Origin of the sequence: Desulfobulbus elongatus DSM 2908, assembly GCF_000621145.1 — a bacterium.
In the GTDB taxonomy this organism is placed as follows: domain Bacteria; phylum Desulfobacterota; class Desulfobulbia; order Desulfobulbales; family Desulfobulbaceae; genus Desulfobulbus; species Desulfobulbus elongatus.
Genome location: NZ_JHZB01000021.1, coordinates 46,609 through 68,400, shown reverse-complemented (window position 1 = coordinate 68,400; position 21,792 = coordinate 46,609). Strand labels below are relative to the sequence as shown.

19 protein-coding genes are annotated in these 21,792 nt (G+C 65.4%); 17 read left to right on the top strand and 2 right to left on the bottom strand.

Features of this window, described 5'->3' with window-relative positions:
- From Q362_RS0111580 to gspE, 15 genes are all read left to right on the top strand, one after another.
- Positions 1-504: molybdopterin-binding protein (locus tag Q362_RS0111580; protein WP_028318829.1), on the top strand; the 504-nt coding region annotated here is incomplete at its 5' end.
- Positions 505-925: 421 nt separating this feature from the next.
- Positions 926-2,587 carry a metallophosphoesterase family protein gene (locus tag Q362_RS0111575; protein WP_035216490.1) on the top strand — a complete coding sequence of 554 codons (1,662 nt, stop codon included), beginning with the start codon at positions 926-928 and terminating at the stop codon, positions 2,585-2,587.
- 32 nt (positions 2,588-2,619) lie between these two features.
- Positions 2,620-3,210 (top strand): PEP-CTERM sorting domain-containing protein, encoded by a 591-nt coding sequence (locus tag Q362_RS0111570; protein WP_051554188.1) that lies wholly within the window; start codon positions 2,620-2,622, stop codon positions 3,208-3,210.
- A 346-nt stretch (positions 3,211-3,556) separates the two neighbouring features.
- A complete protein-coding gene (locus Q362_RS0111565; protein WP_169737413.1) occupies positions 3,557-5,932 on the top strand; it encodes a delta-60 repeat domain-containing protein in 2,376 nt (791 codons plus the stop codon).
- A gap of 54 nt (positions 5,933-5,986) precedes the next feature.
- The gene (gspG, locus tag Q362_RS0111560) at positions 5,987-6,448 is read left to right on the top strand and encodes a type II secretion system major pseudopilin GspG (protein ID WP_028318825.1); all 462 of its coding nucleotides are present in this window, start codon (positions 5,987-5,989) and stop codon (positions 6,446-6,448) included.
- Between the two features lie 8 nt (positions 6,449-6,456).
- Positions 6,457-7,008 carry a pilus assembly FimT family protein gene (locus Q362_RS0111555; protein ID WP_028318824.1) on the top strand — a complete coding sequence of 184 codons (552 nt, stop codon included), beginning with the start codon at positions 6,457-6,459 and terminating at the stop codon, positions 7,006-7,008.
- Positions 6,974-7,510, top strand: a complete 537-nt coding sequence (locus tag Q362_RS0111550; protein ID WP_084312623.1) for a type IV pilus modification PilV family protein — start codon at positions 6,974-6,976, stop codon at positions 7,508-7,510. The genes Q362_RS0111555 and Q362_RS0111550 overlap by 35 nt, the downstream gene beginning before the upstream one ends.
- 2 nt (positions 7,511-7,512) lie before the next feature.
- A complete protein-coding gene (locus tag Q362_RS23590; protein WP_028318822.1) occupies positions 7,513-8,193 on the top strand; it encodes a prepilin-type N-terminal cleavage/methylation domain-containing protein in 681 nt (226 codons plus the stop codon).
- Entirely contained in the window at positions 8,183-9,169 is a 987-nt protein-coding gene (gspK, locus tag Q362_RS22285; protein WP_028318821.1) for a type II secretion system minor pseudopilin GspK, read from the top strand. Before Q362_RS23590 ends, gspK begins: the two co-directional genes overlap by 11 nt.
- 43 nt (positions 9,170-9,212) lie before the next feature.
- A complete protein-coding gene (gspL, locus tag Q362_RS0111535; RefSeq protein WP_028318820.1) occupies positions 9,213-10,712 on the top strand; it encodes a type II secretion system protein GspL in 1,500 nt (499 codons plus the stop codon).
- The gene (gene gspM, locus Q362_RS0111530; protein WP_028318819.1) at positions 10,709-11,254 is read left to right on the top strand and encodes a type II secretion system protein GspM; all 546 of its coding nucleotides are present in this window, start codon (positions 10,709-10,711) and stop codon (positions 11,252-11,254) included. The genes gspL and gspM overlap by 4 nt, the downstream gene beginning before the upstream one ends.
- A gap of 20 nt (positions 11,255-11,274) precedes the next feature.
- Positions 11,275-12,210, top strand: a complete 936-nt coding sequence (gene gspN / locus Q362_RS0111525) for a type II secretion system protein GspN (protein ID WP_028318818.1) — start codon at positions 11,275-11,277, stop codon at positions 12,208-12,210.
- Between the two features lie 4 nt (positions 12,211-12,214).
- Positions 12,215-12,994, top strand: a complete 780-nt coding sequence (locus tag Q362_RS0111520; protein ID WP_028318817.1) for a type II secretion system protein N — start codon at positions 12,215-12,217, stop codon at positions 12,992-12,994.
- 92 nt (positions 12,995-13,086) lie between these two features.
- Positions 13,087-15,324, top strand: coding sequence for a type II secretion system secretin GspD (gspD, locus tag Q362_RS20350; protein ID WP_051554186.1), 2,238 nt, complete (start codon positions 13,087-13,089; stop codon positions 15,322-15,324).
- 78 nt (positions 15,325-15,402) lie between these two features.
- The gene (gene gspE, locus Q362_RS0111510; protein WP_028318816.1) at positions 15,403-17,094 is read left to right on the top strand and encodes a type II secretion system ATPase GspE; all 1,692 of its coding nucleotides are present in this window, start codon (positions 15,403-15,405) and stop codon (positions 17,092-17,094) included.
- Here gspE and gspF read toward each other — a convergent pair.
- Together gspF and Q362_RS0111500 are read right to left on the bottom strand one after the other, a co-directional pair.
- Positions 17,087-18,316, bottom strand: coding sequence for a type II secretion system inner membrane protein GspF (gene gspF, locus Q362_RS0111505; protein ID WP_028318815.1), 1,230 nt, complete (start codon positions 18,314-18,316; stop codon positions 17,087-17,089). The genes gspE and gspF overlap by 8 nt on opposite strands.
- A gap of 113 nt (positions 18,317-18,429) precedes the next feature.
- Positions 18,430-18,942 carry a metal-dependent transcriptional regulator gene (locus tag Q362_RS0111500; RefSeq protein WP_028318814.1) on the bottom strand — a complete coding sequence of 171 codons (513 nt, stop codon included), beginning with the start codon at positions 18,940-18,942 and terminating at the stop codon, positions 18,430-18,432.
- A gap of 114 nt (positions 18,943-19,056) precedes the next feature.
- On the opposite strand from Q362_RS0111500, the gene recN reads away from it, so the two are divergent.
- On the top strand, positions 19,057-20,751 hold the full coding sequence (gene recN, locus Q362_RS0111495) for a DNA repair protein RecN (protein ID WP_028318813.1): 1,695 nt from the start codon (positions 19,057-19,059) through the stop codon (positions 20,749-20,751).
- Positions 20,748-21,791, top strand: coding sequence for a thiamine biosynthesis protein (locus Q362_RS0111490; protein WP_028318812.1), 1,044 nt, complete (start codon positions 20,748-20,750; stop codon positions 21,789-21,791). Before recN ends, Q362_RS0111490 begins: the two co-directional genes overlap by 4 nt.
- Position 21,792 lies beyond the last annotated feature (1 nt).

The window sequence follows — 21,792 nt, the reverse complement described above, 5'->3', positions numbered from 1 at the left end:
GGCTTGGTGATCACCGGCAGCGAGGTGTTTCACGGTCGGATCGAGGACCGGTTCGAGCAGGTGCTGCGGGACAAACTCACCGGCCTGGGCTCGACCGTGGGGCCGGTGCGGTTTGCGCCGGACGATGCGGAGCTGATCGCCGAAGCCATCCGGTCCTGCCTGGAGGAGGGCGCCGAGCTGATCGTCACCTCCGGGGGCATGTCGGTGGACCCGGACGACGTCACTCGGCTGGGGATCAGGCTGGCGGGCGCCGAGGCCATGGTGTACGGCACGCCGGTGTTACCGGGGGCGATGTTCCTGGTGGGGCGGATCGGGTCGGTGCCGGTGCTGGGTGTGCCGGCCTGCGGCATGTTCCACCGGATCACGGTGCTGGACCTGGTGCTGCCGCGCATCCTCACGGGCGAGCATATCGGCCGCGAGGAACTGGCCGCGCTCGGCCACGGCGGTTTGTGCCGCCACTGCGAGCCCTGCCGCTACCCAATGTGCAGCTTCGGCAAGCCCTGATCGTTTTCCCCTCTTTACCTGTCCCGCGAACTTTTCCCTGAGCCAGGCTTCCACCTGCGCCGGCCGTGCCGCTGGCCCCGGCATCACGCCATATTCCCCCTCTCAACTCGAGCCAATCCGTCCAGTTCTCCATGCCGGTGCCACTAGCGGGCATCCATTCCGGCTCCTGATTCGCGCTACGTCGATCCCTTCCCGCCTGTGGTGCGAGCCCTTCGGGCGGCATCCCGCTTTCGTCCCTCACCGTGCGCTCATTCAAAAATAACCTGCCATGAACGGGAGGCTAACACTGCCCCGCTACATTCGACGACCGCGTATGAGGAGTGCGTGCCCGCGCGCCGTGCGCGGCGGGGAAGAAACGGGTGATGGGGGTGCGTCGCAGCCCCGTCCGGTTGCCACAACAATCGTGTTTTGGGAGGGAGTGATGATGCAGTTGGATCGAAGAAAATTTTTACGGATCGGTGGCGCAAGCCTTGCCGGACTTGCGGTTTCCGGCCTGGATCTGCCGTGGCTGTCCTACAAGCCAGCCCTGGCGACGGCCATCTCGGAAGATGCCTGGTGTTTCGGCATCATGGCCGACACCCAGTGGCGCACCGGCAGCAATGCCGGCGGCGAACCCGCTTCCTGCGCGGTCGCGGTGATCGATGCCCTCAACCAGCAGTTCATTGGGCATCAGTGCGCCTTTGTCATCCAGGTCGGTGACCTGGTGGATACGGAAGCGGTGAATGGGGTGCGGTCGCTGCCCACCCGCGCGGAGCACTGCCAGGCGCTCTATGACGCCGGCATCGGGTTTTTTCCGGTGCGCGGCAATCACGAGGCCAGCGCGACGGCCGCCAACGAACTGCCCGTTCTGTTTCCGCAGACCACGGGAACAGGGGCCCATGTGTTCGGCGCCACCAATTTCACCAGTCCCATGGAGAAATTGCAGGGCCTTTCCTACAGCTTTGATTGGGAAAACGTGCGGTGCGTGCTGGTCGACCAATTTACGCGGAAGGATAACACCAGCTACAACAACAGCACCAACAACAACGTCGTCGATCAGGTCGACTGGGTCGACCAGAGGCTGGCTGACACCGGCGACGACCGGCACGCCTTCGTCTTCGCCCACAAGAACCTGATCGGCCAGAACCACAAGGATGTCCTGTTCGGCGGCAACCTGGCCAGCAACGCCGAGGCACGGGACGCTTTCCTCCGGAGCCTGGACACCAACGGCGTGCGCTACTATTTCGGCGGCCACGACCACATGCACCATCGCTCCATCGTCACCGATTCCACCAAGCAGTACGCGGTCGACCAGATCATCTGCTCGTCCAACAGCTACAAATTCTATATTCCCAAATCGGGTGACGACGGTCGCGAAACCCCTGTCTGCCAGGAGCTGTTCACCCTGGGCTACTACATCGTCACCGTCGACGGCCCGCGGGTGACGGTCGATTTCTATTCGTCGAGCCATGGGCACGACTACGGCGATTTCGATCTGGTCAACCCGCCGTCTTCCTTCAATTTCTACCTGCGGGAGCGGTTCGGTTACAGCCTCAACGGCAACCAGTACCTGGTCAACCGCGGCGAGGCCTATACCTCGATCCAGGGGCAGTACCAGGGCACCTCGGCCCGGATTCTGAGCGGCGTCAACGGCAACAGCGAGACCGATTATCTCGAGCGTCGGCTCGCCAAGACCGTCAACACCGGCTGGGCCGGGTCCGATGCCGTGGCCGATGCCGCCAGTTGTATCTTCAGCCTCTGGGGCATGGTCGACAATCTCAGCCTGTACAATGCGAGCCTGACCGGGCTGCTGCCCGCGGCCAAGGAAAGCACGGCAACGGACGTCTATACCCTGTCGTTGAGTTACGATCCCGCGAAAGTGCGGCCGTCCCAACTGGTGACCGGCAAGTTTGCCCTGGCCCTGCGCGACGACACCAAGGTGTGGCACAATGCCGTGGACCTCAATGCCGGCGGCACGAAAAAGTTTGTCTACGGCCCCTGGAAACAGGGCTATGGCCTGGGCACCTATGGCGTGGACCCCAAAACTGCCACGGTGTGGGCGGTGATCGACCAGGAAGGCGATTTTGTCGCCAAGTTCATCTAATCTCGCTGTTTATTCATACAAGGAGTCGTACCATGAACAAGGGAATGCAGTTGTTGACAGGCGTGGCGTTGCTGTTCGGGATGGCGTGCGCCGCCGAGGCCGCGGTTCTGGATTTCGAATCGTTGCGGCATGATGACGATCAGATTGCGGCGCATAGCGCCACCTACGAGGAGGACGGGTTCCGGCTGACGAACACGGCCGACGATCCGTCGTTCGCCACGTTCGGGACCGGCATGGACGGACTCTTCACCGGTTCGACGGCGCTGTTCAATGACAATTGGGAGGGAACGACCGTCTTGACGAGAACGGACGGCGGCTGGTTCCGGTTGAACAGCATCGCCCTGGCCGAATTGTATCCTCTGGAGGAACCGTATGCGGTCACGTTCACCGGCCTGTTGGGCGATGGCAGCACGGTGAGCCAGTCCTTCACCCTGGACGGCCTGTTCGGCGCCGAAACCTTCACCTTCGATGCCACCTTCACCAATCTGGTCTCGGTCAGTTGGCTGCAATCGGACTATTTCCATCAGTTCGACAATATCGACGCCTCCCCGGTGCCCGAACCGTCGACGTTGCTGCTGTTCGGCGCCGGTCTGCTGGCCGTGGCGGCGGGCAGAAGGAAGTGACCCGCAAGGGCGGCCAGGCGAGAGGCGGCGTCAGTCCGGCCGCCATCGATGACCGCCCGTATCCGCACGGCGGGGAGCCCGCTCCTGGCTGACGTCCGTCTCGCTCGAGTGGGCCGGGATGCGGGCCCGAACGCGATTGCACGATGTGCCCGGATGGTGTTGCGGCATCCGGGCACATTTTTTTGTCGCGGCCGCGGCATGCAGGACGTTCGGGGAGACAGAAAAACGACAGGGACGTATTCAAGGATGGATTTTTTCATGGGAATTGCAGTACAGTTGGCAGACACACCGCAGGCGATTCCGGTTGTGGCAGGCGATCGAATTCTGGTTCTCCCGAGGCGTGACGATGCAGTGTCGATATTCCGTGTTCATGGCGCTCTGGGCCATGGTCATCTGTTGCGGGGCGCGGGCAGTCTGGGCCTTGCCCCGGCTCGATGCCTCCTTTGGCCTGAACGGCAGGGTGGCGGTCGAGCTTGGCGGCAGGAGCAGCGGACACGCGGTCCTCGTCCAGCCGGACGGCAAGATTCTGGTTGCCGGTTCCTCGTCGCAGCACAACGCCCTCAACGTTTCCCTGCTCCGCTTCAACCCCGACGGCACCCTTGATCCCGGTTTCAACGGCGACGGCACGGTGATCACCTCCCTGTCCACGGGGGACGACGAGGCCCTGGCCCTGGGCCTGCTCGCCGATGGCCGGATTGTCGCCGCCGGCTACGCCCACAACGGCCGGGACCGGGATATGGCCATGATCTGCTATCGGCCGGACGGCAAGCTGGACCGGAGCTTCGGCGACGAAGGGGTGGTGCTGACCTCGATCGGCAACGGCAACGAGGAGATCACCGCCCTCGCCATCGGTCCGTCCGGCATGATCACGGTCGCCGGCTCGACCGAGGGCACGGCCGGCAGGATTCTGGTGGCGGCCCGCTATACCGCCGGGGGCGAACCGGATGCCCATTTCGGCGAACAGGGGATCAGCCTGATCGGCGTGGGTGGGGACGCCTCGGCCGAGGGTATCCTCGAGCGGCGGGACGGCACCTTCGTCCTTTCCGGCTCCTATGCGGAAAAAAACACCTATTCGGCCATGCTGGTGGGCTTGCACGCGGACGGCACGGTCGATGCCGCTTTCGGCGAGCAGGGCGTCGCTATTCCGGCGGGCGGTTTCGCCGCCAGCGAGGGATACGGCGTCGCGGCGGACGAGCGCGGTCTGCTCTATGTCGCCGGGGCGGTGGGACTGCCCGGCCGGCGGGACACTGCTCTGTTCCGTTTCACCGCCCAGGGCGCGGCCGATCCGTCCTTCGGCGAGCGGGGGGCGATGGTCACGCCGGTGAGCCGGGAAGACGACATTCTCTACAGTGTCGATGTCGGCGCCGACGGGGTGGTGGCCGGCGGCTTCACCACCGACGCCGGCACCCGTCAGTTTCTGCTGCTGAGCCGTCCCACGGATGGAGACACGGCCGAGGTCGCTGCCCAGGGGCAGGCCACCGAGGCCGGGCAGGACAGCGTCGTTGCCGATTCCGCGCCCGTTCAGGAAGTGCGGTCGAACGGCGCCACCAGGGTGCAGATCAGGCAGTTGCAGTTGTGGAACAACGCCATCCTGATCCGGGATCTGCACACCTCGGCCTCCCTGGCCGCCACCGCAGCCTCGGGCGATGAACCGACCGGCACCGGCGAGCCGCTCGCCGCCCTGTTCCTCGCCGGGACACGGGCCGCGGCGGATTCGGCGGCCGAGTCGACCGGCACGGGAGTACAGACGATGCCGCCGAAGATTCTGACCACGACCTTCAGCGAGGGGGAATCGGTCAGCTACGCCCTGGCCTCGGACCGGCAGGGCAACCGCGTCGCCGTGGGCGCCGCCGACGGCGGCGACGCCAGTTCGATGGTCGCCGCCCGCTTCACGGCCGGGGAGATGGTCGATCGCATCGTGGACCGGCCGGGGCACCGCAGCAGTCATATCGCCACCGCCTCCCCGACCGGGATCACCAGGGACTCGATCACCGTGGGCGGCGAAATCGCCCCGACCTTCGGCCAGGACGTCGTCCGCCGGGGCGTGATCTTCAGTATCCATCCCGGCCCCTTGTATGCGGACAGGGCCGCCATCACGGCGCAGGCGCCGATCTTCCGGCGGGGAGTCGATGCCCTCGCGGCCTTCCTGCTGCCCGAGGCCAGGGCCGCCGGTTCCGTGTCGTCCCGGCCGCTTTCCGGACAGACCGGCGCGCAGGCCACCTTCGCCGGCCGCCTGCTGACCGCGGGCGAGGTGGCCGCCAGCGGCGACGGGCCGGGTGGATTCAGCGCCGTGCTGGAGCACCTCCTGCCCGGAACCGTCTACTATATCCGCGCCTATGCGCTCACGGCCGCGGGCGAGGTCTATTACGGCAACCAGATCAGCGTCCGGACGGCGGACGCCTGTTTTGTCGCCACCGCCGCCTTCGGGACCTTCCTCCATCCCTCGGTGGGTATCCTCCGGGAGTTCCGCGACACCTACCTGCTCCGGAACAGCTGCGGCAGGTGGTTGGTCGCCCTGTACTACCGGCTGTCGCCGCCCCTGGCCGAGGCGGTTGCCGGGAGCGCGCCGCTTCGGTGCATCGGCCGCGGCCTGCTCCTGCCCTGGGTCGGTTTTTCCTGGCTGGCCCTGCGGTTGGGGTTGGGGGTGACGCTGGTTGGCGGGGCGGCGGCAACGGCGCTGCTGGGCGGGATCGCGGCGTACCGGTTGCGGTCGCGCCGCTGAGGGGAACGCCCGCGTGCGGGCGACTGTGAGTTTTTTTCAACACGAGGAAACGCGATGGGACGACAGCCGGCAAACAAACGTGTCCCGCTCTGCGAGCGGGGATTCACGCTGATCGAACTGATGGTGGTGATGGTGATCCTCGGGATCCTGGCGGGACTCATCGTGCCCCGGATCATGGACCGGCCGGAGGAGGCCCGACGGACCAAGGCCGCCGTCCAGATTCAGTCGATCGAACAGGCGTTGAAGCTGTACAAGCTCGACAACGGGCAGTATCCGACCACCGAACAGGGGCTGCGCTCCCTGGTCGAACCGCCCACCGCCGGCAACCTGGCCAGGAAATGGCGAACCGGCGGTTATCTGGAAAAGGGAATGGTCCCCAAGGACCCGTGGGACAACGATTTCGTTTATATCAGTCCGGGACTGCACGGCGACTACGACCTCAGTTCCTACGGGCCCGACGGCCAGGCCGGGGGCGATGACAAGGATGCGGACATCAACAGCTGGGAGTTGCAGTAGAGGAGGCCATGCCCGTTCCGGTCGGTGCCGCACGTTGCCGCTTTTCAAATGACAGGGCCTTTACCCTGATCGAGTTGATCGTGGTGATGGCGCTGATGGCGCTGATCGCCTCGTTCGCCATGCCCCGGATCGGCGATTTTTTTTATGCCGATCAGTTGAAGGTGACGGTCCGCAAACTGGTGGGGCTGATTCACCGCTCCTCGCAGTTGGCCCAGCGGCATCAGCTCCCCTACGTGCTGGCCTACAGGCCCGGCGAGCGCCTCTTCGTGGCCCGGCCGGAAGAGCGGGCCGGAGCGGGGGCGACCGACACGCCCAGGGAGGACCGGCTGTCGCTCGCCGGCACGGTGACGGTCCGGGATCTGTGGTCCTGGTACGGCGGTCTGCACGACGAGGAGGCCGTGGTCATCCGTTTCAATAAAAACGGCTATGTCGAGCCGACGGTCATCCATCTCCGCGAGGAGGACGGCCAGGAGATGTCCGTGATCCTGACGCCGTTCCTCGGCAAAGTGAAGGTTGTGGACGGCTATGTCCTTCCCGAGACGGAAGCCTTGTTTCAATAGACCGTTGGCGGCACGGGGTCGTTGTGCGTCGGGGTTCACCCTGCTGGAGGTGATGATCGCCGTGGCGCTGATCGCCATCGCCCTGGTCACCCTGATCGGCGCCCAGGCGCACAGCGTGGCCATCGCCACCGGCGCGCGGTTCGATGCCGTGGCCTCCATGCTGGCGCAATGGAAGCTGACCGAGTTGAGTCTCGAGGATTTCGGGCAACTGACCGGAAGCAGCGGCGATTTCGGCGACGCCTATCCCCACTTTTCCTGGAAGTCGGAGGTGGAGGAGGTGGGCGAAAGCGAGAGCGGCATCAAGGGAAGCGGCGATATGCTGAAGACCGTCGATGTGACGGTGCTGGTGGACGGCGACCCGACCCGGACCTATACTGCGCGGACCATCGTCTACAAGAACCAAAAAAACAAGACGGACACGGACCGGGAAGCCGAAACGGCCGGAAGCGGGAAAGCCGAAGCGGGCGGGAACCGGGAAACCGGGGCGGAGACGGCGCGGTGACGATGGGGCATCGGGGCTTTACTCTGCTGGAGCTGCTGTTGGCGATCACCGTGCTCGGCGTGGTCATGGCCATGCTGGGCCTGGCGCTGACCAGCACCATCCGGGTGGTCGAGGCCACCGAAAAGGAGGAGGAGGTCTATTTCCTCGCCCAGACGGCCATGCGCCGGATCACCGAAGACCTCGCCGCCGCGGTTTCGACCGGCGGAGTCCCCTTTACCGGGCAGAACAATTCGGTGCGCAACCGGCGGGCCGACAGCCTCGATTTCGCCTCCCAGGCCCGGCTGATCCTGAATCCGGACAAACAGCGGGCCGGGGTGGCGCGTATCCGGTACCTGCTGCAGGAGGACGGGGAGGACGAACGCTCCTGGAAGCTGTTGCGCTCGGAAACCCTCGTCCTGCCCGAACCCGATGACGCCGGCGAGGCGGCGGCCGGCGACGTCGCCGAACCGGCGTTTCTCCTGGCCGATTCGCTACGTTCGGTGGAATTCCGCTATTACGACCGGGACGGTCAGGAGATCGACGATTGGCGGCAGGGAGGGGCGACCGGCGGCAAGGAAAAGGCGGGGGACGTGCCCGCCGCGGTGCACTGTACCCTGGAATTCTGGATCGACCCGGACCGGGAGACCACCCAGACGTTCGACACCAGGATATTGATCCCCGCGGAGCCCAGGGATGAGCGGTGACCGTCAGGCGGACAGGCAGTCGGGCCTGGCCCTGGTGCTGACCCTGTTGACGATCAGCTTCCTGGTGGCGGTGACCGTTCGGCTGATGATCACCGTTGACCGGCAGATCACGGTCGCGACTGTGCAGAGCGAGCAGGTTCGCCTCGACGGCATGGTGCTGGCCGGCTTGAACCTGGCGCGGGCGGCGCTGGCGGCGGACCAGCAGGAAAACACCTTCGACTCGTCCCACGATGCCTGGGGCACCCTCGACCCGGACCGGCTCTCCTCCCTGACCGGCGAGGTGACGCTCAGGGTGGCGGTGAGCGATCTGGGCGGCCGGTTGCAGGTCAACGCCCTGGGCAGCGGCGCCAAGGAGGAATATCGCCAGATCTGGCTGCGGTTCCTCTTGTCCGGCCGTTTTGCGGTGGCCGGCGCCGATGAAGCCGAGGATCTGCTCGATGCCCTTGCCGACTGGATCGACGAGGACGACGAAGAGCGGCACGGCGGAGCGGAGGCGGCGTACTACCAGGGGCTCTCCCCTCCGTATTCCTGCCGGAACGGCCCCCTGTCCACGATGGAGGAACTGCTGCTGGTCAAAGGCATGACACGGGCGATTCTGTTCGGCGATGCCGAACACGAGGGCCTGATCGACTACATCACCGTGGCGGGCGACAACGGCGCCGTCAACCTGAACGCCGCGCCCCTGCCGGTTCTCGAGGCCCTGTCTCCGGAGATGACGCCGAAATTGGCACAGGAATTGATTGATTTCCGGGAAGATCGACAGCATGTCAAATTGTTGGCTCAGCCCGGCTGGTACCGGGAGGTCAGCGGCTTCCCCGCCGCGATCGAGTTCAGCAACGACCTGCTGGTCGTGGCCGGGCAGTATTTCGAGGTACGGGTGACCGCCGCCTTCCACCAGTTCAGCCGGACGGGCACGGGCATCCTGTTCCGCGGCGAGGACGGGCGGCAGACGCTCCTGTCCTGGAAACCGGAATGAAGGCGACGGGGCGGTCCCGCCGGTTTTCGTGAGGAGTATGGGCATGCAGGCGCTGGGCATCGACATCGGCGACAGCCACATCACCGGGGTGGTGCTCGCGCAGCGGGGGCGGCATCTGGAGATGCGCGGTTGCGGCACCCTGCCCCTGGCGGACCGTGCCGAGCCCGCCGAAACGATCCGCCTTTTGTGCGAGCAGCTTGACTGGCGGGAAGGCGTGTGCGTGTGCGGCCTGCCGCTTTCGCTGCTCAGCGTGCGCAACCTGACCCTGCCGTTTCAGGATGCCGGGAAAATAGCCCAAGTTCTCCCCTTTGAACTGGAGGAGCAACTGCTGGTGCCGGTCGAGACTCTGATCACCGACTTTTCCCTAGCCGGGAAAAACGGCGCCGGCACGGCGGTCGTGGCCTTCTCCCTGGAAAAGAGCTGGCTGCGCGCCCTGCTCGACGGCCTCCAAGGCGTGGCCGATCCGGACATGGTCACGCCCGCCATGGCCTCGCTGGCCGTGCATCTGGCCAGGCAGGACAAGAACCGGTCGAATTTTCTCGTGGTGCACGTCAATCTCTATGCCGGCTCCCTGGCACTGGTGCTGGACGGCAAACCGGCGCTGTTCCGGCGGCTCGCCTATCCCGAGGAGATGATTCTCCGGCCGCCGTTTCGACGCGGGCACGATCAGGTCGAGATCGTCGACCCGGAAGCGGCCGCGGAGTGCGTCCGTCTGCTCTGCCGGTCGATCGAGCGGAGCCTGGACTATTTCCGGATGGAGTACAGGGAAGAGGGTCGGCCGGAACGGATCGTGCTCACCGGCCCCCTGGCCCAGGGGACGTTCATTGCCGACGCCGTCGAGGCGGATCTGGGCCTGCCGGTCGAACGCATCGATCTTCTTGCCGCCAATGCGCTGGCCTGTTCGGAGGAGGTCCGGGGACAATGGCGGGGACACGCCTGTGATCGGGCCCTGGCCCTGGCCCTACAGGGGTTTCGGCGGACGGGCATCAATTTCCGGAAGGAGGCGTTCGCCAGGAAACGGCCGCTGTTTTCCTCCAGAAAGCAGCTGCTGGCGGCGGTGGCGGCGGGCGCGGTGCTGGTGCTGGGCCTGCTCGGTTTCCTGGGATACGATTACCGCCGGCTGCAACAGCGTGATGCGGCCACGTACGGGCAGATGGTCGCCCTGTACAAGGAGACCTTCCCAGAGGTGACCCGAGTGCAGGACCCGATGGCCGAGATGCGGGCCCGGCTGCAATCCGCGCAGGGACCGGCCTCGCCCGCCCTGTTCCTGCACGGCGAGCAGCGGGTGTTGGGCCTGCTGGCCGACATCTCCGCCCGCATCCCCGAAACCGTCACCCTGCGGGTCAACCGGTTGAGCATCGACCGGGATGTGGTCATGCTCCGGGGAACGACCGATACCTTCAATGCCGTGCAGACCATTAAGAGTACCCTGGCCGCCTCGCCGCGATTCAAATCCGTGCAGATCGTCTCCGCCACGGCGGACAAGGAAAGGAAAACGGGGGCCGTCCGGTTCGAGATCCAGTTGCAACTCCAGGGACTATGAAGCAACCGAAACTGAATCAGCGCGAGAAGGTGGCGGTGGGCCTCGGCGGCGGCGTGGTGGTGCTGTTCGTCCTCCTGCAATTCATCGTCTTTCCGCTGGTCGACGGCCGGGCCAAGCTGACCAAACGACTGGCTGGCCGGGAGAAGGCCGTGGCCGAGATGCGGCTGTTGCAGGAGCGCCATCGGCAAATCGGCCGGCAGGCGGGCTCGCTGACCGCCGTGCTCGCCCAGCGGGACCCGGCATTCAGTCTCTTCTCCTTTCTCGAGGAGAAGGCCGCCGCCAGCGAGGTCAAGGACCTGATCGCCTACATGAAGCCGTCCGAGTCGACGGAACAGGGACCGTTCAGGCAGAGTCAGGTCGAGATGAAGCTCCAGGGCGTCGGCTTGGGGCATCTGGTCGCCTTCCTGGAACAGGTCGAGGCCCCCGGCCAGTTGGTGGGTATCGACAAGATCACCATCCAGGAAAACACCAAGGAGGGGGGGACGCTTGACGTCACCCTGCTGATGGTGAGCGTCGACCAGGCCACCGCCGCATCTCCTTGACAGGGCACGGGGAACGGGACATGGGCACCACCGCCGGGCAACGGCTGGGACGCGTTCTCGGGTACGGGCTGTATGGCGCGGGCGTGCTGGCGCTGTTGCTGTGGGTGCTCTTTCCCCGGGATGCGGTCCGCCGTTTTCTTGAGGAGAAACTCGGCCGGGTCTGGCCGGACCTGCATTGGCGGGTGGACGGTGTCGCCCTGGAGATGCCGGCGGACTTGACCTTCCGCGCCATCGAAGGGTATGCGGGCAAGAATGAGGCGCTGCCGCTTGTACGGATGGAACGGCTGTCCATTCGTCCGGATCTCCCGGCGTCGGTGCTGTCCCGGTCAGCACAGGCCGGCTACCGGCTGCGGGTCGGCGGGGGAACGGTCACCGGGGTGGCGCGGTGGGGCGGCGGGCACGACGGCGGCCGGATCGACGGCACCATCCGGGACGTCAGTCTGGCGGACCTCCCCTGGCTGAGCCGTGAGTTAGGACGTGCCGTGCGGGGATCGGTTTCCGGCAGTTTCACCGCCATTGTGCCGGCGGCACCGTCCGGGGGGATGTCCCTGGAGGCCCGGCTCGGCGTGGCCGACGGACGGCTGGAGTTGCAGCGCCCCATCCTCGGCCATCCGGAACTGCCGTTTGCCAGGGTCACGGCCCGTGTGCGCGGGCAGGGACAGAGGTTCGAACTCAGCGAGGGGACGATCGCGTCCGACCTGTTCGACGGCCGGTTTTCGGGAACGGCGACCCTGCGCTCCGGTCCGGGACCGGGGCAGATCGACGTGCACGGGACGGTCGAGCCCACGGACAAATTCTTCAAGGGGCTGGACAATACCGTGCATCTGCAGGCGCTTCGCCTGCAACTCAAGGACAAGGCGCTGCCGTTCGGCATAACGGGCGAACTGGCCAGCCCGGGCATCCGGTACGGGGAATTCGCCATGCTGGTGCAGACCCTGGAAAAGGAGTTGGAATAACGCCGTGATATCCATTGCGCTCCGCCTGGCGGTCATAGCTCTCCTGGTGTATGCAGGCGTCACCTTCTGGTACGGCCGGATGGAGGAGCGGTTGCAGGGGCAGGGCCCTCCGCCCGCGGCACAGCAGGAGAACGGCGCGCCGCCGGTCCGGAAGGGAGAGGAGCCGACCCCGGCGGCCGCCGACCACGGCATCATCGTGACCAGGAATATTTTCCAGGCCGGGTCGGCCTCGGCTGACCGTCGGGGGGCATTCTTCCAGATGGAAGAGGAGGGATTGGAGGAAACCACGCTGCACCTGGCGCTGCTCGGCACGGTCACCGGCAGCGCGGATGACGCCAGGGCGATCATCCGCGACGAAAAGACGAAACTGGAGGATCTGTACCGGACCGGCAGCGAGATCCAGGGGGCGCGCATCAACAGGATCAGCCGGGGCAAGGTGGTCCTGTTGGTCAGCGGCCGCGAGGAGGTCCTGATCATCAAGGACCCGGCCGGCGACGATCAGGGGCGCGGGGCCGAGCCGCGGGTCGACGCCAGGAGAACGGAGATGGCGCCTGAGTCGCCCGCCGGGGCAATCGAGAACAAGGTGCCCGAAGCGCAACCCCGGCGGCGCATCAGCTTCCGCAATACCCCGGCTCCGCTGCCGGCGGCCGAACAACCGGCCCCGCCGGTGCCCGAGGAGGCACAACCCGAGGCGCCCGACGGCCAGCCCCCGGCGCCCGACGAGGGCGTGCCCGCGGGCACGGAGAAGGAAACGCCTCCGGAAGCGCCGCTCCAGGGGCAATAGGATGCGGCCGCCGGTCCGGGCAAGGGGTCGGGGGCACCAATGAATTTGCCTGAGCGCCGGTGCGCGGGCGCTCGTCTGCTACGTGAACGATTATGAGAAAGTCCTCTTGGCCTGTCGGCATCCTGGTGGCGGTTCTTCTTTCCCTGGCGTTTTCCGCGCCCTGCCCCGGTGCGGCCGGTCCGCAGGCCGCGCCGCAGGGGAGCGGCGGCGGGCAACGGTTCGTCACCATCGATTTCAACGATGTCGATATCAATGTGTTCATCAAATACATCAGTGAACTGACCCAGAAAAACTTCGTGGTCGACCGCGATGTCAAAGGCAAGGTGACCGTCATCTCGCCCACGCGGATCTCCGAGGAGGACGCCTGGCGGGTGTTCGAATCCGTGCTGGAAGTGCATGGCTTCGCCACCGTGCCCAGCGGTTCGGTGATCAAGATCGTCCCGTCGGCCGCGGCGCGGACGAAAAGTATCGCCACCCTGCGCGACGGCGAGTCGCTGTCGACGGACGACCGGATCGTCACCCAGATCGTTGCGCTGAAATATGCCCCTGCCGAGGAGGTGAAGAACCTGCTCACCCCGCTGGTGTCGAAAAACAGCGTGCTCATGGCCCATGCGAGTTCGAGCATGCTGATCATGACCGACTATCAATCGAACATCGTCCGGCTGCTGGAGATCATCCGTTCCGTGGACGTGCCGTCGGACGCGAATGAAATGGTGGTCATCCCGTTGCAGCGGACCTCGGCGGAAAACGTGGCCAAGGCGGTCGGCCAACTGTTCACGGCCACTCCGGCGCAGAAGGGGGTGCGGCCCGAGATTGTCAAGGTGATTCCGTTCGAGCGCACCAACGTCCTGATCGTGATGGCCTCCAAGTCGGCCGTGGACCGGGTCCGCGCCCTGGTCGCCAAGCTGGATGAGGACATGCCCAGGAAGGGGGGCATGCGGCTGATCTACCTGCAGCACGCCAAGGCGGAGGAACTGGTCAAGGTGCTGATGAACCTGCCCGACGATCTGGCCGGGAAGAAAGGAACCGGCACGGGCGGAGGCGCGGCGGTCCCGGGTGGGGCGGCCATTTCCAAGGAGGTGAAGATCGTCGCCGATTCGGCGACCAACGCCCTCATCATCACCGGTCCCCAGGAGGAATACGAGGCGATCGAGGAGATCGTCAAGAAGCTCGACATCCCCAGGCGGATGGTCTATCTCGAGGCCCTGATCATGGAGGTCAAGGTCACCAAGGACTTCAGGATCGGGGTCGAATGGGCCGGCGGTGACGGTTCCGTGGTCGGCGGATTCAGCGGTGGCACCGGCAGCAACTCCTATGCGAATCTCAACTCCTTGGCAGCGGGCACGCTGCCGGCCGGCGTGACCCTGGGCGTGCTGGACAAGGGGATCAACATCGGCGGGGTCACCTTCGAGAATCTCGGCGCCGTGGTCAACGCCTACAAGAGCGACGACGACGTCAACGTCATCGCCACGCCGCAGATCCTGACCACGGACAACAAAAAGGCCACCATCAAGGTCGGCGAGAACGTGCCCTATATCACCAGCAAGAATACCACCTCGGGCACCCAGCAGGACTACACCAACTACGAATACAAGGATGTGGCCACCAGTCTGACCATCACGCCCCAAGTCAACCAGGCCGAGGTGATGCGGCTGGAGATCGGGGTGGAGGTGATCAAGCTCAAGGATTCGAACAACAACACCCCCTCCACCTTCAACCGGACCGCGGAGACCACCGTGGTGGTGCACAACGAGCAGACCGTGGTGATCGGCGGCATGATCGGCCAGGACAGCACCACCGGCGAATACAAGGTACCGCTGCTCGGTGACATCCCCTTGTTCGGCTGGCTGTTCAAGTCGCACGGCAACAAGGAGGAAAAGACCAATCTCTACATCTTCATCACCCCCCGCATCGTCGAGAACCCGGCCGAACTCGCCGACCTGTACCAGAAGAAGCGGGACACGATGGAAGAAGTACACAGGATTCCGGGCGATCCCGCCGACCAGTTCTTTCATCCGGTGGCCAATCCCGCCCACAGCGTGGCCCTGGCGGACATCGGCTTCGCCAAGCTCCAGCAGAACGATCTGCACCGGGCGCGGGAGTATTTCAATCAGGCGCTGAAGATTGATCCTAGCAACGGCGCCGCCCTGATCAACCTGGCCGCGGTCTGCGAACAGGAGGGCAAATGGCGGGAGGCGGAATCCCTCTACCGGAAGATCCTGGCCCTCCCGCCCCCCCGGACGGGAGCGGAGAGCGGCGGCCCGGCGGCCGAGGATCCGCTGCGGGGGGCGGCGCAGGCGGGGCTGCAACGGGTGCAGCTCAGGAAATGAGCGGGCCGGGACGGCGAGGCGGCATGGACGCGCTTGCGGCTGCGGTGCGGTTTTTCCCGGAACGGGAGGGGAGGGGACATGCGCCTGCTCGGTGAAATCCTTCGGGAATCCTTCGGGGTCTCCGCCGAGAGCATCGAGGCGGCCCTTGCCGTGCAGCGGGAGAAGGGCGGCCGGATCGGGGAGATCCTGGTCCAGCTCCGCAGGATCGGCGAAAGCGATCTCCTCAACGCCCGCAGCCAGCAATGCGGCCTGGAGGTGGTCCACACCCTGCCCACGGATTTCGCGCCCTTCTTCGTTTCCCATGTGCCCATCGGCTTTTTGAAGAAATTCAAGATGGTGCCCGTCGCGACCCCGGCCGAGTCCTACATCGCCGTGGCCGAACCCTTTTATTTTCAGCAATTGGACGACCTGCAGCGCCGGATTCAATGGGAGGGCATCAAGACGGTGCTGACCTCCCCGAACGAGGTGTTCGTGGCCATCCATGCGGCCTACAACATGACCCGGCAGGAGGTCGCCGACCAGGTCATGCAGGACATGGACGAGGACAACCCGGAGTCGATCCTGTCGGAAATCGAGGAAACCTCCGACCTGCTCGACGACACCAGCGACGCCCCGGTGATCAAGCTGGTCAACCTGGTCCTGTCCCAGGCGGTGCGGGACAGCGCCAGCGACGTGCACATCGAGTCCTACAAGGACCGGGTCAAGATCCGCAAGCGGGTGGACGGCATCCTCTACGACATGTACTCGCCGCCCCGCCACGTCCAGGGCAAGCTGATTTCGCGGATCAAGATCATGGCCAAGATGGACATCGCCGAGAAACGGCTGCCCCAGGACGGCCGCATCGAGATCCGCATCGCCGACAAGAACATCGATATCCGCGTGTCCACCCTGCCGACCTCGTTCGGCGAGCGGGTGGTCATGCGCCTGCTCGACAAGTCGGCTTCCCTGGTGCCGCTGACGGACCTGGGCTTCTCCGCGGAGGACCTCGACCATTTCCTCAAGCTGATCAGGGCGCCACACGGCATCATCCTGGTGACCGGCCCGACCGGCAGCGGCAAGACCACCACGCTTTATTCGGCGCTCGGCATCATCAACAACCCGGACATCAACATCATCACGGTCGAGGACCCGATCGAGTATCAGATGCAGGGGATCAGCCAGGTGCAGGTCAATCCCAAGATCGGGCTCAGCTTTGCCAACGGCCTGCGCACCATCGTCCGCCAGGACCCGGACGTCATCCTGGTGGGCGAGATCCGCGACCTGGAAACCGCCGAAATCGCCATCCAGGCCGCCCTCACCGGCCACCTGGTCTTCTCCACCCTGCACACCAACGACGCGGCCAGCGCCATCACCAGGCTGATCGACATGGGGGTGGAACCCTTCCTGGTCTCCTCGGCGGTCAACGCCATCCTCGCCCAGCGGCTGGTGCGGAAAATCTGCCCGTATTGCCGGGAGGCCTACGTGCCGACCGACACCTTTCTGGAAAAGGTGGGATTGTCGCCGGCCGAGTTCGCCGGCCGGGAACTGTACCGGGGCGCCGGCTGCGCCCAGTGTCTGCAGACGGGCTACAAGGGTAGGATCGGGATTTTCGAGCTGATGAGCCTGACGCCGGCGATGAAGGGCCTGATCCTCACCACCTCGGATGCCGGCCAGATCAAGGAGCAGGCGCTGGCTTCGCGGGAAACGGGCATGATGACGCTGCGGCAGGACGGCTTGCGCAAGGTCCTGTCCGGGCAGACCACCCTGGAGGAGGTTTTCCGGGTTACCTGATCAGTTGGTTCATCTCGAAGATGGGCAGCAGAATCGAGACCACGATGAAGCTGACCACCACGCCCATGACCAGGATCATCACCGGCTCGATCATCGAGGTCAGGGCCAGGATTTTGGCCTCCACCTCCTTCTCGTAGGCGTCCGCGGCCTTGGCGAGCATCTTGTCCAGGGCGCCGCTCTGTTCCCCCACCGCCATCATCTGCACGAGCATCGGCGGAAACCATTCGTTGCCCCTGAAAAACTGGGACAGGCTGGAGCCCTTCTCCAGTTCGCCGCAGGCCGCGTTGATCAGGTCGGCCAAGAGCACGTTGTCGACGATGTTCTTGACGATCTGCAGGGAGGTGACCAGGGAGACGCCGGATTGGAGGAGGCTGGCCAGGGTCCTGCTGAAGCGGGCCGAGGCGGTCTTGATGCTGAGGTCGCGCACCCCCGGTGCGGTCAGCTTGAGCCGGTCCCAGCGCCGCCGGCCGGCAGGGGTGGAGATGAACCAGCGGCCGGCCGCTATCGCCGCCACCACGCCGATCAGCACCGCCCACCAGAATTGCTTGAGCAGGGCGCTGATGGCGATGAGCACCACGGTCGGCGTCGGCAGGGCCTGCTGGGTGCCTTCGAACACCGAGGTGATGCTGGGCACGATGAAGGCGATCAGGAGGAAGAGCACGACCACGCCGACCACGGCCATGAACAGCGGGTAGAGCAGGGCGGCCTTGACGCGGGAGCGGATGGCGTGCTGGTTCTCGCCGAACTCGGCTAGGCGCTCCAGCACTACGTCCAGGGAACCCGAGGCCTCGCCGGCCCGCACCATGTTGATGTAGATCTTGGAAAACAGCCGGGGATGGTCGGCGAGGGCGGTGGTGAGGGAGTTGCCCTCGTTGACCGCCTCCTTGATCTGGGCGAGCACGGTTTTGAACACACGGTTGCCGGTCTGCTCGATCAGGCCGTTGAGGGCCGGGACCAGGGGAATGCCGGCGCCGAGCAGGGTGGCCAGTTGCCGGGTGGCGATATGGACCTCCTGCTGCCTGATGGGCTGGCCCAGATGCAGTTGCCGCGAAAAAAGCGAGGCGGCGCCGGCGGCGGATTTGGCCGAGGTTTCCCTGCATTCCACCGGATAGTGCCCCTGGCCGCGGATCTTCTGCCTGGCCGCGGCCAGGGAATCGGCGTCGATGACGCCCTTGAGCTTTTTTCCCGCATTGGTCAGGGCGATGAATTCATAGACAGGCATTGTCGTTGTTCACTTTTCGGGAGCGGAGGTATCCCTTGCACCGGTTGAAGGGTATGCTAAGATAACGGCGCGGGAGGGAAGGCCGTGGCAGCCGTCCGATGAGCTCCGGCCGTTCAGCCGATCCGCTTGCCCGCCTGGATCTCCATGCAGTTGGAAATACAGGTGGCGCAGGCGTCGGCGGTTTGCCCCTGCTGGCAGAAGTTGGCGAATCCGGCGATCAGATCCTTGCCGCCCCGGGGGCAGATCTCCAGGAACTTGATGAAATCGACCATGCGGGCGATGATCTCCGGCGGGGCGGTGTGCTCGATCTTGCAGGCGCCTTCCTCGGCGAGGGGCTCGTCGATGGCGAGCACGTCGGTGAAGAACTGCTTGAGCGAGTTGTGGCGGCGGATGACGTCCTCGGCGACCTTGCGGCCTTCCGTGGTCAGAGTGATGACTTCGTACGGGGCGTAATTGATCAGGCCCCGCTTCGACAGAGCCCGCAGGGCCTCGGTTACCGAAGCCCCGCTCACGGACAGTCGGGCGGAGATGTCCTTGCCCCGGGCCACCTGCTTTTCGGTGATGATGTGGTAGATGGTTTCGATATAATCTTCCAGGCTGGCGCTAAGATGTGGCAGATCCGTCATCTGTCCTCTCCGGTTGGTTGATTTTACATGGATCATTGAGACGATACTTTCTTGAAGCCGGGGCGTCAAGGGGAATGCCGCCGCCGGCGGCACGGTGAGAAGCAAAAAAAAGCCATGTTACAAGAACTTCGAGTTCAGAATCTCGCCCTGATCGATGCCCTGCATCTCGATCTGTCAACGCATGCAACCGGCTTGATCGTCCTCACCGGCGAGACCGGGGCCGGCAAGTCCATCATCCTGCAGGCGATCAATCTGCTGACCGGGAGCAGGGGTGCGGCCTCCTGGGTGCGCAGCGACTGCGACCAGGCCGGCATCGAGGCGGTGTTCACCGTCCGTCCGGACCATGCCGAGATGCATGCCCTGCTCGGCGAGCATGCCCTCAAGGACGGGGCCATGTGCATTGTCCGCCGGGTGCTGGGCAAGGACGGCCGGTCGCGGAGCTATGTCAACGACCAGACGGTCACCGGCCGCCTGTCCGGGGAACTGGCCTCGGGCCTGATCAACATCGCCAGCCAGCACGACCACCAGCAACTGCTCAACAGCCGCCATCATCTCGACTTTCTCGACACCTTCGGTGAACTGCACGGCCTGCGGCAGCAGTTCGCCAAACTCTTCCAGCGGTGGCAGCGGGCATCCTCGGAGTTGCGGCAGCTGCAGGACAAAGAGCAGAACAAGGAGCAGCAGCGCGATTTTCTCCGCTTCCAACTGGAGGAGATCCGCAAGGTCAAGCCCGTGGCGGGCGAGGACGAACTCCTTGCCCAAGAGCGCGAACAGCTCAAGAGCGCGGATGCGCTCCAACGCCTGGTCGGCAACTCAAACCGGCGGTTGGCGGACATGGTCAGCGGCGATCTGGTGGAGATCAGGAAGCAGATGGAGCAGGCCGCGGGACTCGACCGCGGTCTGAGTTCGCTGGTGGAACGGATCGCCTCCGCCGGCTACGAGCTGGAAGACCTGGCCGAAAGCCTGCAAAAATATCTGGAGCACCTGCCTGCCGACCCCTCCCGCCTCGACGCCATTTCCGAGCGGCTGGCCGACCTGAAGCGGCTCCAGCGCAAGTACGGCCCGACCCTGGATGAGGTGATCGCCCATGCCGAGCAGGCCGAAGCCAGCCTGGCCCAGATGGAGAGCCTGGAAGAGGAGATCGGCCGGGCCGAACTGCGGGTGGAGGAGGTGGCCACCGAGGCCCTGCTCAAGGCCACCGAGCTGAGCCAGGGACGGAAGGAGGCGGCGCGGAAGCTGGAACGGTGCATGGAACGGGAGTTGGCCACGCTCAGCTTTCCCCAGGCGGTTTTCCGGGTGACGATGACCGAGCCGGAGGACATGGACATGATCGGCATGCAGCCCACCGGCCGCGACGTGGTCGAATTTTTCTTTTCCGCCAATCCCGGCGAGCCGCCGAAACCGCTGGTGAAGATCGTCTCCGGCGGCGAGCTGTCGCGGCTGATGCTGGCGATGAAGTGCCTGCTGGCCCGGCGGGACCAAGTGGATACGGTCATCTTCGACGAGGTCGATGCCGGCATCGGCGGACAGGCCGCCGAGGCGGTGGCCGAAAAGATCAGCGAACTGGCCGGCCATCACCAGGTGCTGTGCATCACCCACCTGCCGCAGATTGCCGCCTGCGCCGATCTCCATTTCAGGGTGGAAAAGCGGGTCGAAGAAGGGCGGACCCGGACGGTGATCAACCCCTTGAGCCGCGAGGAACGCGTGGCCGAACTGGCGCGCATGCTGGGCGGCGACCATCCCACTGCCCAGACCCTGGCCTTCGCCGGCGAGCTGATCGAGCGCAAGGGCAGGAAAAAGGCGGCATGAGCGGGCGGGTGGCCTTGGGCCTGTTTTCCGGCGGCCTGGATTCGATCCTGGCCTGCCGAGTGGTGGCCGATCAGGGCGTGCGGGTGGTGGCGCTCAAATTCGTCACCCCGTTCTTCGATCACGATCTCCTGGCGGACAAGGGCGGATATGCCGCTGCCATGCGCCGAAAATACGGACTGGAGGTCGAGGTGATCGATATCAGCGAGGGCTATCTGCGCCTGCTGGAGCACCCGGCTCACGGCTTCGGCAAGCACTTCAACCCCTGCATCGACTGCAAGATCCTGATGCTGACCAGGGCGCGCGAACTGATGGCCGCCTACGGCGCCTCCTTTCTCCTCACCGGCGAGGTGCTGGGCCAGCGGCCGATGTCCCAGCGGCGGGACACCCTGCGGGTGATCGAGCGGGATTCCGGCTGCACCGACCTGCTGCTGCGGCCGCTCTGCGCCAAGCTGCTGCCGCCGATCCTGGCGGAACGGCAGGGGCTGGTGGACCGGGAACGGCTGTACAATTTTTCGGGCCGCGGCCGCAAGGACCAGCAGCGATTGGCGGCCCGGCTCGGCATCACCGATTATCCCACGCCGGCCGGCGGCTGCCTGCTCACCGATCCCAACCTGGCCGTCCGGATCAAACATTTCTATCAGGGACTCTTTTCCTTCGGCGGGCAGCGGGCCGTGGACGACATCCGCCTGCTGACCGCCGGTCGCCAGTTCAGGCTGGACGACGACACCTGGTTCATCCTTGGCCGCAACGAGCAGGAAAACAACCGCCTCCTGGCCCTGCGCGGTCCGGACGATTGGCTGCTGCACATGACCTCGCGGCCCGGCCCGCTCGGCCTGCTCCGCCACGCCGGGACCACGCTCGCCGGCACGGAGCGGCAGGAGGCCGTCATCCGGCGACTGGCCGGCTTGGTGGTCCGTTTCGGGAGGAAGGAGCAGGGGGCAATCCCGGCGGCCGAGGTGTGGATCGACAAGGGAGACGGCGGCGAGCAGGGCGTTTTTGCCCCCTTGGCGGACGACGAGTTCGCTGCCTGGCGGATCTGAC